General features: G+C 37.2%; 18 protein-coding genes. 12 read left to right on the top strand and 6 right to left on the bottom strand.

The features are described 5' to 3' along the window. Nucleotides 1-26 precede the first annotated feature (26 nt). A complete protein-coding gene (locus tag AN957_RS10375; protein WP_056683987.1) occupies nt 27-1,496 on the bottom strand; it encodes an aminotransferase class I/II-fold pyridoxal phosphate-dependent enzyme in 1,470 nt (489 codons plus the stop codon). 194 nt (nt 1,497-1,690) lie between these two features. On the opposite strand from AN957_RS10375, the gene AN957_RS10380 reads away from it, so the two are divergent. Both AN957_RS10380 and AN957_RS10385 read left to right on the top strand, forming a co-directional pair. Beyond that, the gene (locus AN957_RS10380) at nt 1,691-2,650 is read left to right on the top strand and encodes an NAD(P)H-dependent flavin oxidoreductase (RefSeq protein WP_056683990.1); all 960 of its coding nucleotides are present in this window, start codon (nt 1,691-1,693) and stop codon (nt 2,648-2,650) included. Between the two features lie 50 nt (nt 2,651-2,700). Further along, nucleotides 2,701-2,973, top strand: coding sequence for a UPF0223 family protein (locus AN957_RS10385; protein WP_053475447.1), 273 nt, complete (start codon nt 2,701-2,703; stop codon nt 2,971-2,973). 55 nt (nt 2,974-3,028) lie between these two features. On the opposite strand, the gene AN957_RS10390 is transcribed toward AN957_RS10385, so the two are convergent. Continuing rightward, nucleotides 3,029-3,649 (bottom strand): YktB family protein, encoded by a 621-nt coding sequence (locus AN957_RS10390; protein ID WP_053475448.1) that lies wholly within the window; start codon nt 3,647-3,649, stop codon nt 3,029-3,031. A gap of 202 nt (nt 3,650-3,851) precedes the next feature. Here AN957_RS10390 and AN957_RS10395 point away from each other — a divergent pair, with 202 nt between their 5' ends. Together AN957_RS10395 and AN957_RS10400 are read left to right on the top strand one after the other, a co-directional pair. After that, a complete protein-coding gene (locus AN957_RS10395; protein WP_053475449.1) occupies nt 3,852-4,046 on the top strand; it encodes a hypothetical protein in 195 nt (64 codons plus the stop codon). Between the two features lie 248 nt (nt 4,047-4,294). Then, nucleotides 4,295-5,095 carry an inositol monophosphatase family protein gene (locus AN957_RS10400; RefSeq protein ID WP_053475450.1) on the top strand — a complete coding sequence of 267 codons (801 nt, stop codon included), beginning with the start codon at nt 4,295-4,297 and terminating at the stop codon, nt 5,093-5,095. A 180-nt stretch (nt 5,096-5,275) separates the two neighbouring features. Here AN957_RS10400 and AN957_RS10405 read toward each other — a convergent pair whose 3' ends face one another. After that, a complete protein-coding gene (locus AN957_RS10405) occupies nt 5,276-5,461 on the bottom strand; it encodes a YlaF family protein (RefSeq protein ID WP_053475451.1) in 186 nt (61 codons plus the stop codon). Between the two features lie 205 nt (nt 5,462-5,666). Here AN957_RS10405 and typA point away from each other — a divergent pair, with 205 nt between their 5' ends. From typA to AN957_RS10420, 3 genes are read left to right on the top strand one after another with little or no spacing between them, the layout of a single operon-like run. Further along, on the top strand, nt 5,667-7,505 hold the full coding sequence (typA, locus tag AN957_RS10410) for a translational GTPase TypA (RefSeq protein ID WP_053475452.1): 1,839 nt from the start codon (nt 5,667-5,669) through the stop codon (nt 7,503-7,505). Nucleotides 7,506-7,528: 23 nt separating this feature from the next. Next, nucleotides 7,529-7,846: a YlaH-like family protein gene (locus AN957_RS10415; protein WP_056683993.1), complete on the top strand. Its 318-nt coding sequence runs from the start codon at nt 7,529-7,531 to the stop codon at nt 7,844-7,846. 15 nt (nt 7,847-7,861) lie between these two features. Then, nucleotides 7,862-8,149: a hypothetical protein gene (locus tag AN957_RS10420; RefSeq protein ID WP_056683994.1), complete on the top strand. Its 288-nt coding sequence runs from the start codon at nt 7,862-7,864 to the stop codon at nt 8,147-8,149. Nucleotides 8,150-8,311: 162 nt separating this feature from the next. On the opposite strand, the gene AN957_RS10425 is transcribed toward AN957_RS10420, so the two are convergent. Beyond that, a complete protein-coding gene (locus tag AN957_RS10425) occupies nt 8,312-8,512 on the bottom strand; it encodes a YlaI family protein (RefSeq protein ID WP_053477498.1) in 201 nt (66 codons plus the stop codon). A gap of 132 nt (nt 8,513-8,644) precedes the next feature. Between AN957_RS10425 and AN957_RS10430 the strand changes: the two genes are divergently transcribed. Then, nucleotides 8,645-9,100: a pyridoxamine 5'-phosphate oxidase family protein gene (locus AN957_RS10430; RefSeq protein ID WP_053475455.1), complete on the top strand. Its 456-nt coding sequence runs from the start codon at nt 8,645-8,647 to the stop codon at nt 9,098-9,100. A 110-nt stretch (nt 9,101-9,210) separates the two neighbouring features. Here the strand turns inward: AN957_RS10430 and AN957_RS10435 are convergent, their stop codons facing one another. Next, on the bottom strand, nt 9,211-9,801 hold the full coding sequence (locus tag AN957_RS10435; protein ID WP_053475456.1) for a YhcN/YlaJ family sporulation lipoprotein: 591 nt from the start codon (nt 9,799-9,801) through the stop codon (nt 9,211-9,213). A gap of 169 nt (nt 9,802-9,970) precedes the next feature. On the opposite strand from AN957_RS10435, the gene AN957_RS10440 reads away from it, so the two are divergent. Beyond that, nucleotides 9,971-11,296 carry a PhoH family protein gene (locus AN957_RS10440; protein ID WP_053475457.1) on the top strand — a complete coding sequence of 442 codons (1,326 nt, stop codon included), beginning with the start codon at nt 9,971-9,973 and terminating at the stop codon, nt 11,294-11,296. Nucleotides 11,297-11,383: 87 nt separating this feature from the next. Here the strand turns inward: AN957_RS10440 and AN957_RS10445 are convergent, their stop codons facing one another. Further along, nucleotides 11,384-11,881 carry a hypothetical protein gene (locus tag AN957_RS10445; RefSeq protein WP_053475458.1) on the bottom strand — a complete coding sequence of 166 codons (498 nt, stop codon included), beginning with the start codon at nt 11,879-11,881 and terminating at the stop codon, nt 11,384-11,386. Between the two features lie 161 nt (nt 11,882-12,042). On the opposite strand from AN957_RS10445, the gene glsA reads away from it, so the two are divergent. The 3 genes from glsA (at nt 12,043) to AN957_RS10460 (ending at nt 14,811) form a co-directional block, all read left to right on the top strand. Next, nucleotides 12,043-12,972, top strand: a complete 930-nt coding sequence (gene glsA / locus AN957_RS10450) for a glutaminase A (protein WP_053475459.1) — start codon at nt 12,043-12,045, stop codon at nt 12,970-12,972. A gap of 121 nt (nt 12,973-13,093) precedes the next feature. Further along, the gene (locus AN957_RS10455; protein WP_053475460.1) at nt 13,094-13,375 is read left to right on the top strand and encodes an Fpa/YlaN family protein; all 282 of its coding nucleotides are present in this window, start codon (nt 13,094-13,096) and stop codon (nt 13,373-13,375) included. 233 nt (nt 13,376-13,608) lie between these two features. Further along, nucleotides 13,609-14,811: an FtsW/RodA/SpoVE family cell cycle protein gene (locus AN957_RS10460; RefSeq protein ID WP_056683995.1), complete on the top strand. Its 1,203-nt coding sequence runs from the start codon at nt 13,609-13,611 to the stop codon at nt 14,809-14,811. The last annotated feature ends 4 nt before the right edge of the window (nt 14,812-14,815 follow it).

Consider the following 14,815-nt stretch of genomic DNA (forward strand, 5'->3'; position numbering starts at 1 on the left):
ATCAAGATACTTCCGCATTTCTTTTTTTATTTTATGGCACGATGTTCTTTAATTACCCGCAGGTATTTAAAGTCATAATCCTCTGGACCTTGAACTGGAAGCCCTGCTTCCATATTGGTTTTAATATATAATAGGTTATCCTTCGTTATAATTTCTCCTGGAATAAAAATCGGAATCCCCGGCGGATAAACCATAATAAATTCAGCGATAATTCTGCCTTCCGATTCATCAAATGGAACTAGTTCTGTTTCAGCATAAAATGCATCTCTTGGTGAGAGTGCCAATACAGGAATATCAGGAAGCAATACTTGAGCTTCAATCTTGTTTGGTTTACTATGTCGCTCAGTTGATAATTCCTTCAATGCTTGAATGAGTATGTCTGCCTCTTTCTTGGTATCACCTGGTGTAATAATACAAAGAATATTGTACAGGTCTGACATTTCTACTTCTATATTGTATTTTTCACGAAGCCAAACTTCGACGTCAAAACCGCTTAACCCAAGCTCTTTTACCGAAATGATTAATTTTGTCGGGTCATAGTCAAAAGCAGCTTTAGACTCCAGAATTTCTTCTCCGACACAGTATAAATGTTCGATTTCATTCACTTGTTGACGAATGGATTGAGCAAGTGATATCGTCTGATCGATTAGTGCCTTCCCGTTAATAGCTAATTGTTTTCTAGCTACATCCAAAGAAGCAAGTAATAAATAGGATGTAGAAGTCGTGGTTAGCATGCTAAGAATGGATTGTACTCTTTTAGCAGACACAAGGTTTCCTTTCATATTTAAAATGGAGCTCTGGGTCATTGACCCTCCTAGCTTATGGACACTTGTTGCTGCTAAATCCGCGCCTGCCTGCATAGCGGATAATGGCAAATCATCATGAAAATGAATATGAACTCCGTGTGCTTCATCAACGAGCACAGGCACTTGATACGAATGGGCGATCTCAACTATTTTTTTCAAATCAGCAGAAATACCAAAATATGTTGGATTGATCACTAGAACGCCCTTTGCGTCAGGATGCTGTTCAAGTGCTTTAGCGACTGAATCTGTTGTGATTCCATGTGAAATACCAAGGTCCTTATCAATTTCCGGATGAATAAAAATTGGAGTTGCACCTGAAAAAACAATTGCAGACATAACAGATTTATGGACATTACGCGGAACGATTATTTTTTCACCTGGGCCGCATACAGCCATGACCATTGTCATGATTGCCCCGCTGGTTCCTTGAACGGAGAAAAAGGTTCGATCTGCACCAAAAGCCTCAGCTGCCAAATCCTGTGCCGATTTAATGATGCCCTTTGGCTGATGTAAATCATCAAGTGGACCAATATTAATAAGGTCAATGGCTAGTGCATTATCGCCGATATATGCTCTGAATTCCGGATCCATTCCATTTCCTTTCTTATGACCAGGAATGTGAAATTGAACTGGATTTTTTTGTGCATGTGCTAATAGACCGCTGAATAACGGTGTTTCTAATTGAGACAATTTAATCTAACACCTCTTTAAGTGGAAAAGTAATAAAACAAATGAATTATAGCATTATTCATTTTCTTTGCATAGAAAGAAATATTGTCACAAAAACTTCTTCTTAAATTATTATAGTTTTGGGATGAAAACAGGAAAATATAACATTAAAATAGAATTAATAATATAGGTTGGTGGATAAGGAGGGTCACATATTGAATTGGAACACACGTGTAACGGAATTATTAAAAATTAAATATCCCATTATCCAGGGAGGTTTAGCTCATCTAGCCTATTCTGATTTAGCTGCGGCTGTATCCAATGCCGGGGGGTTAGGCCAGGTCACAGCAATGTCGTTGGAAAGTCCCGAAGCCTTAAGAGAAGAGATTCAAAAAGTAAAACAAATGACGGACAAGCCATTCGGTGTGAATTTTGCAATTGGGCAGCATGGTAGACCCTTTTCACATTATCTTGATATAGCTATTGAGGAAGAAGTGCCTGTTATTTCAATGACAGGGGGAAACCCAACACCTTTCTTTGAACAATTAAAGGGAGTAAATGTGAAGAAACTTGTTCTAGTTGCAGCAAAGAGGCAGGCTGTGAAAGCAGAGGAGCTTGGAGCTGATGCAGTAATGGTCGTTGGACAAGAGGGGGGAGGCCATTTAGGGAGAGATGATATCGGTTCGATCGTATTAATTCCACAAGTGGCTGATGCTGTGTCTATTCCTGTTATTGCTTCTGGTGGAATTGGTGATGGGAGAGGAATGCTTGCTGCTTTAAGCTTGGGGGCAGAGGGTATTGAGATGGGAACAAGATTTGTAGCCACCAAGGAATGTGTCCACGCATCAGAATTATATAAAACTAGACTTGTTGAGGGAAATGAAAGTGATACTGCTGTGATTAAGCGATCAATCGGTGCTCCAGCAAGAGTGATTGCTAATGAATGGGCAAGTAAAATCCTGGAAATTGAAAGGGCAGATGGAAGCTATGAGCAATTAAAAGACTATATTAGCGGGAATGCTAACAAAAAGTATATTTATGAGGGAAAGGAAAATGAAGGCTACGCTTGGGCAGGGCAAGTAATGGGATTAATTAAAGATGTACCAACTGTACAAGAACTTTTTGATCGAATGATTTCTGAAGGTGAAAAAATTCGTAAAAAGTGGGCTTTATAACTAGCGGAATAAAAAATTATCAGCATGAATTTACATAAGGGGGGGTTAAAATGGAATTTCAATATCCAATTGAAACAGACTGGTCGACAGATGAAGTAATTGATGTCATCCAATACTTCCAAAAAGTCGAAGAAGCGTATAGTAGAGGAGTGGATCGGGATCTTTTTCTAGATGCCTATCGCCGCTTTAAGGAAATTGTCCCTGGGAAAGCACAGGAACGAAGGATCTGTGACGAATTTGAAGAGGTGAGCGGATTTTCTTCATACCGAACGGTCAATGCTGTCAAAGCTGCTGAATCAGGAGGAAAAATAAAAATGAAATAACGATAATAATAAAACCTCCAAGTCAGGAGGTTTTATTAGAAAAAAATTAGGTGGTTTACACCATTTTATAAAGAGGTATTAATTCTTTAAATACAGATTCAGCTGTTGCAAGAAAATCCTCAGGAGCCATTTTAATCGCTTCATCTTTTGGAAGGTTTATTCCACAAAGGATTTCGGCCTTTTTAATCTTTTGTAGACGAACAAACATTTCCTGTAACTCTTTCTTCGTTAAATCACCATGACGAATGACAGATGGTTTTGTGTGATCAATGGACCAAACAAAGTGTGCAGGCGTTTGTTCATAAACCCTAGTTAGGTTTGCTTTTAACGTTTTTCCGAAATCTTGTTTATGCGGTGCCTCGTAAATGAGGGCGAACCAAATAAATACGTGAGTTTCCCATAAACCAATTTGAAAATGAGGAAGCATTTTATAGCCTCTAGGATTATTAGCGAAAGCTACCCAAGTATCATTTGGCGGATTTTTTGTTCTTCTAGCATGTTTGGCAACATGTGTATACATTTCATCCCCTGTCTCGACTGTAAGCATTGGTGTAAAATATTGACCTAATTCCTCAAGCTTTGGCCTAATATGCGTTTTTAGTGCATCCATACGTTCTTCTAAACCTTCGATTGTAAAAGTGAGAAAGTCAGTATTTGTAAAGCCAGTAAATGCCATGTAAAAAACCTCCTTCAAGCTCTGTCAAATATTGTAGCATACTTGCAAAAAAACAGTAATCATCATGCTTTTCTACAAAATCTTATGTAAAAATAGGTAATCGCACAAATTTGTTGCAAGTAAACAAGATTCCTCATAATATAATAGTAAAAATAATCAGAAGAAATAAAATTTAAGATTATTTGGAAGGGGTGTATTGTCAATGAAACAACTTATGAACTCGGTTAAGAACAGTCCAGGAGAAAAAGAAAGAACTGCAGTTTTACGGTTGGAGATGGATTACGAGCTTGCTACTTTATTTGAGGCGATGAATACTGAAAATGAAGAAATGAAAACAAAAAGTAAGCAAAGGCTGGAAAGAATCAGACAGGAATTGTTAAGACTGAAAGCTCTTTAGAAAATGGTCTAATCATGTTAAAGGAGAAAGATTGAGAAACATGTATAATGAAATACGACTTAACCAATAAAAACGAACTCCTAGAAGGAATTAGGGGTTCGTTTATTATTTTGCTCAGCAGGAGAGGATAATGCTTGAAGCAATTTTCTTTATCATTTAAGCTATTGTTATTTCATAAATGAATTCACTCAAAATAAGTATCTGACACAATGAAACAATCTTGGTGAAAATAGTTCGGAGGGAATCGGATGACTAAGTGGAAAGAGATAGATCGTAACGCTAAGTCTTGGATATTGGAAGCTGGACAAAGGATTAAGCAATCGTTTAGTAAAACACTAACCATTGAAACAAAATCAAATGCAAATGATTTAGTAACGGATATTGACAAAAATACGGAACAATTTTTTATAAAAAAAATAAAGGAACACTATCCAGATCATAAAATCCTTGGGGAGGAAGGGTTTGGAGATCAAATCAGTGATTTAAAAGGGATTGTTTGGATTATCGACCCAATAGATGGGACGATGAATTTTATCCATCAGCAAAGAAATTTTGCGATTTCAATTGGAATTTATGAAGATGGGATTGGTCATGTCGGTTTAATTTATGATGTTGTCCATGACGAGTTATATCATACCATCAGGGGAAATGGAGTATACCTTAACGATCTTCTGCTTCCATCTTTACAAGAAGTCCAAGTGAATGAAGCAATTATTGGAATAAATGCAACATGGGTGACTGAAAATAAACGAATTAATCCGCTCCTTTTAGCACCTCTTGTAAAGCACGCGCGCGGTACGCGTTCCTACGGCTCAGCAGCTATAGAAATGGCATATATCGCTTCAGGAAGAATGGATGCATACATTTCGTTAAGGCTAGCCCCTTGGGATATTGCAGCGGGAATCATATTAGTTGAAGAGCTTGGTGGTATAGCAACAACTCTAAAAGGAGAGCCGATCAATTTCTTGGAGAACAATTCATTATTTATTTCTAAACCGGGACTTCATCAAGAGGTAATGAACAAATATCTAAATGAGGGAAATTGGTAAAAGTTCATAAACTAATAAAAAAAGATGACCAGTCTTTGTTTCGCTGGTCATCTTTTGTCTATCTCCGGCTCCTAGCCCCTCTTGGGTCTAGAAAAGCCGACTAGAAGTTTTAAGAACGACCTTCCATCCAGCTTGCCTTATGCTTGTCGGGGCTGTATAATCGCCTCCGTTTTTCGATTCTTATAGTATTCCATTTTCTCTCATTTTCTTCTTAGTTTTGAAACCAAATCCCATTGCTACAATTAAACCAATAATTGCTGCAAAGATCCCAATGATGCTTTCTTCTGCCACCGCTATCCCAATTCCCATTATGCATAGTGTTGCGAGAATCGCTAAAGCTAATAATGGCCATTTAATTTTCTTCAAATTTTGGACCCCCTCAAATGAAGCAGTATGTAATAAAAATGATTTTACGGTGGATAACATAGAAAATAAAGCGTTTTATTTATCTTGCTTTATATTTTACACAAAAAACTTTTAAGTTTCCACTTTAAATATGGTATAATGTTTCAGTTGTACGTAAGAAAGCAGAAATGCTCTAAATTGTTAAATACAGGTAGGAGGAACTTCCTTGAAATTAAGAGAAGATATTCGTAATATTGCCATTATTGCTCACGTCGATCATGGTAAAACGACTTTAGTAGATCAGCTTTTAAAGCAGTCCGGAACTTTTCGTTCGAATGAACATGTAGAGGAACGGGCGATGGATTCTAATGATATTGAAAGAGAACGCGGGATTACTATTTTGGCTAAAAATACTGCGATTCAATATAAAGATACACGAATTAACATTCTTGATACCCCAGGACACGCTGACTTTGGCGGAGAAGTAGAAAGAATCATGAAGATGGTTGATGGGGTATTATTAGTTGTTGATGCCTATGAAGGATGTATGCCGCAAACACGCTTTGTTTTAAAGAAAGCATTAGAACAAAACCTAACTCCAATTGTTGTTGTTAATAAGATTGACCGTGACTTTGCTCGTCCAGAAGAAGTTATTGACGAAGTGCTTGATTTATTTATTGAGCTTGAAGCAAATGAAGATCAGCTTGATTTCCCAGTTGTTTATGCTTCTGCGATTAACGGTACAGCAAGTACAGACCCAAGTAAGCAAGATGAAAACATGCAGTCTCTATATGATATGATTGTTGAAAATATCCCTGCGCCAGTTGATAACAAAGAAGAACCGCTTCAGTTCCAAGTTGCCTTGCTTGATTATAACGATTATGTAGGAAGAATCGGAATTGGCCGTGTTTTCCGCGGAACGATGAAAGTTGGACAGCAAGTTGCTTTAATGAAATTAGATGGCACAGTTAAAAATTTCCGTGTGACGAAAATTTTCGGTTTCTTTGGTTTAAAGCGTCAAGAAATTCAAGAAGCGTATGCTGGTGACTTAATTGCCGTTTCAGGAATGGAAGATATTAATGTAGGGGAAACTGTTTGCCCTGTTGAACATCAAGATGCATTGCCGATTTTAAGAATTGATGAACCTACATTACAAATGACTTTCCTTGTTAATAACAGTCCATTTGCCGGAAGAGAAGGAAAATATTTAACATCTCGTAAAATTGAAGAGAGACTACGTGCGCAATTACAGACAGATGTAAGTCTTCGTGTAGACAACACAGACTCTCCAGATGCATGGGTTGTTTCTGGACGTGGAGAATTGCATTTATCCATTCTAATTGAAAACATGCGTCGTGAAGGCTATGAGCTGCAAGTGTCTAAGCCGGAAGTTATCGTTAAGGTTATTGATGGAGTGCGTTGTGAACCTGTTGAGCGGGTACAAATCGAGGTGCCTGAGGAACATACAGGATCGATCATGGAATCAATTGGGGCTCGTAAAGGTGAAATGCTAGATATGATCAATAATGGAAACGGTCAGGTTCGCTTAGTGTTTAATGTACCTGCACGTGGATTAATTGGTTATACGACAGAATTCTTAACGTTAACACGCGGGTTTGGAATCATTAATCATACATTTGACAGTTATCAGCCAATGGCTCAAGGTCAGGTTGGAGGACGTCGTCAAGGTGTGCTTGTATCTATGGAGAGCGGAAAAGCCTCAACTTATGGTATCATGCAAGTAGAGGATCGCGGAATCATCTTTGTAGAAGCTGGAACTGAGATCTATGAAGGGATGATTGTAGGCGAACATACTCGTGAAAATGACATCACTGTAAATATTACGAAAGTAAAGCACGCTACCAATGTCCGTTCAGCGAATAAGGATCAAACAGCAACAATGAAGAAGCCACGTATCATGACGCTTGAAGAGGCGCTGGAATATTTAAATGAAGATGAGTATTGTGAAGTAACTCCAGAATCCATCCGTCTGCGCAAAAAGATCCTTGAGAAAAACGAACGTGAGAGAATGACGAAGAAGAAAAAATATGCTGAAATGAGCTAAGGGATGAAGGGGGAGGAGAAAAAGTGGGAGATGTAAATGAGAGTCTGTCTTTTTTCGCTGCTTTATTCAAAGTCCAAGAAAATTCTGAAGTGGGAATGTGGCTTCTTTATTTAACAATTGTTGTTTTATGCATTATTGTTTTTAAATTGGGATTTGCTAAAAAACTGCCAATTGCAAAATCAATAATTATTTATCTTTTTCTCATTTTGGGTTGTACAATTTTAACCTTTTTTGCAGTCTTCTTACCAATTGCCGAAGGTCTTGTCGTTGCTGCCTTAATTTTAATTATCTACAAAATCCGCCTTCATCAGACAAAAAAACTTGAAGGAAAAGAATATTAGGATGGAGTGGAGCATATGAACTCATTACAGGATGCTTTATACAATTGGCTGACAATTAAAGTTGTATGTGATGAAAGGCCTGAAGATACGGCGGCTGCTGATACAGAAAAAATGTTCTGGGGCATGCTTTCAGATGATCATCAACTATCGAATATTGAAATTGAAACGGACGCAGTCATGTACTATGTCCACTATGATCATGCTGGAGATAGAAAAAAAGCACGCTTTCCAAGAGAACTCATTGAAATTATGCTAAACCAGATTAATGCAAGTCCTGAAAAGTATGAGAATTATCCCGAATAAAAAAACCGTCTGTTCTTATAGAACAGGCGGTTTTTTTCGGGATAACTTGTGAGTTTAGGAATTGTCTGGCTCCAGCGCCACGCTGACATACAGGACGTCGTGTGTCGACCTCGAGATCACAAACCATGCCCGAGGGGGATCAAGGAGCTTACGCTTTTCTATTTACCATTCATCATCAGTAGTCTTGCTTTGATAAAGCTTAAAGTTACCTGTTTCGATTCTTTTTTGCGTTTTGTAGGCTATTCTTTCATTGCACTCCATGCACATATACGTATGTATGGGACGATTTCTTAGTTTCTTTGCTTGAAGAGATTCATTTTCTATCGTTTCTATTTTATCGCATAAAACACATTTTACTTTCATTTTGCACCTCTGGAAATCCTTATTTTCTTCTCTAATTTTATTATATAATATGTAGACCATCATATCGAATTTCTTTTGTAGTCTTGAAAGTTAAGGAGGGGCATACTATGATGGGGAAGAAGGAGTGATGAAATGGCAAATCAAGTTGAACCAAAACTAATTAAACCGTTGTTTGATGAATTGCAGCAGGAACGATTTGTAACAGTGGCAACTGTTGATCATGAGTCCGGTGGTCCCAATGTCAGTGCAATTTCATGGACGCTTGCAAAGAATGAAGAGACGATCTATTTTGCAGTTGATAATCGTTCTAGAATCATCCAAAATATTATTAAAAATAACAAGGCAGTTATAAATGTAATTGCGAATGAGTCTACATATTCGATTAGCGGTGTGGCAACGATTAAAGAAGAAAAATTAGAAGGTGTTCCTTTAAAGCTTGCATTAATCGAATTAACGATCGAAGAAGTAAGGGATGTAATGTTTTATGGATCAAAGATAACGACAGTTCCGCAGTACGATAAAACATATGATAAGGTTGCAGCAGCACGCCTTGACAAGCAAGTGATGGACGCAATGAAAAAAGCTTAGTGAGTCACTAAGCTTTTTTCATTCAGCTAATCAGAATTTATCTCCATAAATTCTGAACGCATAAGAAAAACTAAGCATTCGCTGAAAGGCTTTGCGAATGCCAAGTTTTTCTAATTATTTTTATGGAAATTTGAATGCTTCTCTTGTTTTTCATCAAGATTATTTTCCTCTTTATTGTTTAGCTTCTTTTTAGGGTCTTCAGTTGCTTTCTTGGGGTTTGAATCAATGATGTCAGCAGGTATTTCAGGCATTAATCTCCCGGAAATATCCGCAAGCTCGTTCATAATCCCTTGTATAGGCTTTCCGGCCTGAATATCGTCTGACACCTCTTTAAGACGTGCATTTATATCAGGGTCTGCAATAATAATTGCTCTTGCTCCATGCGGGTCATTTTTTAGACTCTCGGCTACAGAATATTTTATCGTTCCTACCTCTGAGCGTTCCAGGTTTTTATTAACATCAATTCCCACAATCGCATAGTTTCCTATTACGACTGCTGTTGCATCATTTACATTAGGAATGCTTGAGGCGAGATTTACTAGGTGTTTTGAAATATCCTGTCCGGTTGTTCGATCCACCTCTTGAATTGTGCTGTTTTTGACATTTACTATATTTTGTTTTTGCCCTTCTTGAACTGAATCATTATTAACCCCACATCCGCTTAATAATACAGCAGTGAAAATAACTAGCCATTTTTTCATGTTATCCGCCTCCAAAGGTAAAGCTTCACAACTAGCATTTCGCTTTTCTTATGTATTTATGTATTATTGTGCAAAATTTCTTCTATCTTTATTCGAAAAATCATATATTTAATCAAAGTTCTATTCGTTCCACTGTTAAGATGATCTAATAGGGGCAGGAGGCATCGAATTGAGGAAAATATATGTGTTAGATACAAATGTCTTGTTACAAGATCCGAATGCTATCTTCTCTTTCGAAGAAAATGAAGTGGTAATTCCCGCCGTTGTATTAGAAGAGGTTGATTCCAAGAAAAGATATATGGACGAGATTGGCAGGAATGCAAGGCAAGTATCCAGACTTATTGATGGTTTAAGAGAATCTGGCAAGCTCCACGAGAAGATTCCATTAGAAAATGGAGGGAGCTTGAGAATTGAATTAAACCACCGGTCCTTTCAGCAATTACAAGAAATCTTTGTTGAAAAAACAAATGATAATCGAATATTAGCAGTGGCGAAAAACCTTTCTCTCGAAGAAGGGGAAAAAGTAGATGGACGAACCGTTATTTTGGTCAGTAAAGATGCGCTTGTCAGAGTGAAGGCTGATGCAATTGGATTACATTCTGAAGACTTCTTAAGTGACAGAGTCATTGAAAACGATCATTTGTACACGGGATATATGGAAGTTTTTATTTCGAAGGAAAAATTGGATCTTTTTTATGAAAAAGGAGAACTATCACTTTCTCTAATCCATTCGCCAGTATATCCAAATCAGTTCCTTTTGATGAAGGACTTACTGGGGTCTTCCTCTTCTGCACTTGGAATCGTTGATAAAAAGGAAAATAAGGTTAAACGGCTTATTTTTGATCACGAGCATATATGGGGAGTTAAACCGAGAAATGTTCAACAAACGATAGCGATGGAGCTTTTATTAAGGAAAGAATTGCCGTTAATCACCCTAACAGGAAAAGCAGGCACAGGAAAAACCCTTATTGCGCTAGCATCTGGGTTAATGCAAACGGAAGATTTCGGATATTATAAGAAACTGCTTGTGGCCAGGCCGATTGTACCTGTCGGAAAAGATCTTGGCTTTCTTCCAGGTGAAAAAGAAGAAAAGCTTAGACCTTGGATGCAGCCGATATATGATAATTTAGAGTATTTATTTAATGCAAAGAAGCCAGGGGAATTAGATGCCATCTTAGCAGGGATGGGATCAATAGAGGTGGAAGCATTAACTTATATAAGGGGAAGAAGTATTCCTGACCAGTTTATTATTATTGATGAGGCACAAAATTTAACCAAGCATGAAGTGAAAACAATCCTTACCCGTGTTGGCGAGGGCAGTAAAATTGTCTTAATGGGTGACCCGGAACAAATCGATCACCCTTATTTAGACGCTTTCAACAATGGACTAACATATGTAGTAGAAAAATTTAAAGATCAAAAGATTTCTGGGCATATTAAGCTCATCAAAGGGGAACGATCCAGACTTGCACAGTTAGCTGCGGACCTTTTGTAGAAATGAGTTTTGATGCTATCATTTTTTACATGTACAATTAGGTAAAGATAGAAAAGGGCGATGATATTTTCATCGCCCTTTTTCCATTTATTCCACTCTAAATGCCTTCACGTTCTTTATTGGATTCCCTTTATTGGAACCATCTCCATAATAAATATATGCAGGTCCATCTTCTATCAATGGTTTCCCATTTTCAGAAAAACCTAAAACTAGTTCTTCTGCTTGTTCAATTGGAATACTGATTTCTTCCTCTTCACAAACAATTATTACCGTACTTGCATGACTCTCCGGTTCTGCATTTTTTAAAAAAGGTTTAAATGGGATTCCGAATGTACCTGTTAGCACCTTTTCTTTCTCAAACTTTTTTTCCGTTTTCAGAGTAGGAGGAAAGATAGCTCCCTCCATAATTTCCCTATCCCAGTGCTTGGAAATTTCCTTTGTGTATTCTTCTAATTCATCTTTTTTTTCTTCTTCTTTATTAAAATAAGTAGTTAAATCAACACGTCGATCATCAAAAATCCATACCCCTGGATCTAGAGTGATTGGATATTTTACTTTCCCGCTAAATAAGATAATTTTTTCCATTACTAATTCCTCCTAATAGGGACAAGAACAAACATTGATTACAACCGTAAGTATACAGATTTTTTTGGAATTTGTCATACTCATGACTTAATGAGAGAATGAAATCGATAGAAACATGAAAAATAATATACGATGAGTAAAAATGTTTGGAGGAAGACTGAATGACATGTAAATCAAATGCTGATTTGCAGGCAATTGTAGATGAAGTTCGTTCCATTTCAGAAAAAGGAACAGTTGCAGATTATATCCCAGCGCTGGCAAAAGTAAATAAGTCTGATTTGTCAGTTGCTATTTATGAGAGGAATCATTCGTGTATTTATGCAGGAGATTACATGAGGAAATTTACGCTGCAAAGCATTTCGAAGGTGCTAGTTCTTGCGCTTGCTCTTCAAGATAGGGGTGTAGACTATGTCTTTGATCGAGTTGGGATGGAGCCGACCGGAGATCCGTTTAATTCGATTTCAAAGCTAGAAACATCTATCCCTTCTAAACCGCTCAATCCGATGATAAATGCTGGTGCCCTTGCTGTTACAAATATGATCAAAGGAGAAAGTGAGAATGAGAGATGGGAACGTATCCTTCAGTTTGTAAGCTGCCTAGCGAACAAACCGAATGTTTCTTATGATTTAGAAGTAGCAAATTCCGAACTTGAAACAGCATGGCTAAATCGGGCACTATGTTATTTTATGAAGCAGCACAAAGTAGTTGAAGGGGATATAGAGGAGTTAATGATGACCTATACGAAACAATGCGCCATTGAAATGAATTGCTTTGAATTGGCGAGAATTGGTGCGGTTTTTGCCTTAAATGGGCTGGATCCAGAAACAGGAGAAAGGCTGATTCCGGTACATATCGCACGGATTTGTAAAACATTTATGGTTACATGCGGGATGTACAATGCCTCTGGTGAATTTGCAATAAAGGTGGGAATCCCTGCTAAAAGCGGCGTTTCGGGAGGGATTCTAGGGGTGGTTCCTGAAAAATATGGCATTGGCATCTTTGGTCCAGCCTTAGATGAAAAAGGCAATAGTATGGCGGGGATTAAATTACTTGAAATTCTTGCGGAGAGATACAACTTTAGTATTTTCTAGTTTTTGTTTGCAAAATGATCATTCTATTCCCTATGTACACCGTATTATCCTTGCTTTTTTCTCTTTTAACGTATAAAATTTATAGATAGGATAATCGCTCGGGAAACGGGGGGATTGAAAGTTGACTTCTGAAACCATATTAGATCATAAGAAAAAAGCAGATGCCCTATTAAAGGCAGATGCAGATAAAATATTAAAATTAATTAAAGTGCAGATGGACAATCTCACCATGCCTCAATGTCCTCTTTATGAGGAAGTGCTTGATACGCAAATGTTTGGGTTATCTCGAGAAATCGAATTTGCTGTCCGGCTTGGCTTAATTGAAGAGTCTGAGGGAAAAGCTATTTTAGCTGAATTAGAAAAAGAGTTATCTATTCTGCATGAAGCATCCGTAAGAAAATAAAGGTAAAGAAAACTCAAACATTCCACTCGAATTGTTTGAGTTTTTTTATCATTGTATAAATGGGAGAGAAATAAGTCCTAATTAATGTTATGTCATTTATAAATAGTATAACATTATTGTGGATTTTTGATGATTAGTATGATACATTTAATTTATCTTCTCTTTCATGCAGGATAATTTAATGCTTTAGTTGAATAAATATATCAATGTAAGAAGTAAGGGAAGAGGGCTAGATGGTAAAAAAAATATTAAAATCATATGATTACACATTGGTTATTGCTGTACTCATGTTATCAGTGTTTGGGCTGATCATGATCTATAGTGCAAGTATGGTTACCGCGGTACAAATTAATAAGGTTGACAGCGATTATTTTTTCAATAAACAAAAGACTCACTTAATCATTTCTGCAGTTGCATTCACTTTTATGGCAATTTTTCCTTATAAAGCAATGCTGAGCAATAAAATTCTTATTCCGATGGTATTTCTTTCTTTAGGGGGACTATTTGCACTATTTGTATTTGGACAAGCTACGAACAATGCCCAAAGCTGGTTTGAGTTAGGGGAGCGCAGTTTGCAGCCATCCGAATTTATTAAATTAACGGTTATCATTTATTTATCCGCTGTATATGCAAAGAAACAATCATATATAAATGAGTTTAATCGAGGGGTTGTCCCGCCGCTTGCTTATTTATTTCTTGCGTGTGTTCTAGTAGCTATGGAACCAGACTTTGGTACTGCTGCCATTATATTTGCTATCGCAGCAACTATAATATTTGCATCAGGAATGAATTATAAAAATATATTTAAACTTGGTTTAATCGGATTTATCATGGTAGTTCCATTAGTATTGATTATGAAGGATAAGATTTTTACAAAAGTACGAATGGGCCGAATTGAAGCCTTCCAAGATCCATTTTCCACTGATTTTGGCTATCAACTTGTTAACTCTTATTTAGCACTAGGAGCTGGAGGATTGAAGGGGGTGGGTTTGGGAAATAGCGTTCAAAAACTAGGCTATTTACCTGAAGCTCATACTGATTTCATTATGGCTGTAATTGCTGAAGAGCTTGGATTGTTTGGTGTATGTTTTGTCCTTTTTATTCTAGGTTACATAGTTTTAAAAGGAATTTTTATTGGGTTAAAGTGTAAGGATCCTTTTGGAAGTTTATTGGCGATTGGTGTCTCAAGCATGATAGGAATTCAATCATTTATTAACCTTGCAGGTATTTCTGGTGTAATTCCTCTTACAGGAGTTCCATTGCCTTTCGTAAGCTATGGAGGTTCATCGCTTTTACAATTGTCTCTCGCAATGGGGATTCTTGTTAACGTGTCAATGTTTGTAAACTATGAAGAAAAATATAAAAATAACAAGGATAGCAATCAGTCTGTAAATTCACAAAAAACGTCAGGCAATCTGTATAGTTATCGTAAATGAAATG

This window comes from Cytobacillus solani (genome assembly GCF_001420595.1).
Classification (GTDB): Bacteria; Bacillota; Bacilli; order Bacillales; family Cytobacillaceae; genus Cytobacillus; species Cytobacillus solani.

Bases quoted from the DNA above. Each gene is read 5' to 3' on its own strand.
- AN957_RS10435 (WP_053475456.1), bottom strand. From the start codon at position 9,801: ATGAAAAAATGGCTAGTTATTTTCACTGCTGTATTATTAAGCGGATGT.
- AN957_RS10385 (WP_053475447.1), top strand. From the start codon at position 2,701: ATGGAATTTCAATATCCAATTGAAACAGACTGGTCGACAGATGAAGTA.
- AN957_RS10460 (WP_056683995.1), top strand. From the start codon at position 13,609: ATGGTAAAAAAAATATTAAAATCATATGATTACACATTGGTTATTGCT.
- AN957_RS10445 (WP_053475458.1), bottom strand. From the start codon at position 11,881: ATGGAAAAAATTATCTTATTTAGCGGGAAAGTAAAATATCCAATCACT.
- AN957_RS10425 (WP_053477498.1), bottom strand. From the start codon at position 8,512: ATGAAAGTAAAATGTGTTTTATGCGATAAAATAGAAACGATAGAAAAT.
- AN957_RS10420 (WP_056683994.1), top strand. From the start codon at position 7,862: ATGAACTCATTACAGGATGCTTTATACAATTGGCTGACAATTAAAGTT.
- AN957_RS10430 (WP_053475455.1), top strand. From the start codon at position 8,645: ATGGCAAATCAAGTTGAACCAAAACTAATTAAACCGTTGTTTGATGAA.
- AN957_RS10400 (WP_053475450.1), top strand. From the start codon at position 4,295: ATGACTAAGTGGAAAGAGATAGATCGTAACGCTAAGTCTTGGATATTG.
- glsA (WP_053475459.1), top strand. From the start codon at position 12,043: ATGACATGTAAATCAAATGCTGATTTGCAGGCAATTGTAGATGAAGTT.
- AN957_RS10395 (WP_053475449.1), top strand. From the start codon at position 3,852: ATGAAACAACTTATGAACTCGGTTAAGAACAGTCCAGGAGAAAAAGAA.
- AN957_RS10390 (WP_053475448.1), bottom strand. From the start codon at position 3,649: ATGGCATTTACTGGCTTTACAAATACTGACTTTCTCACTTTTACAATC.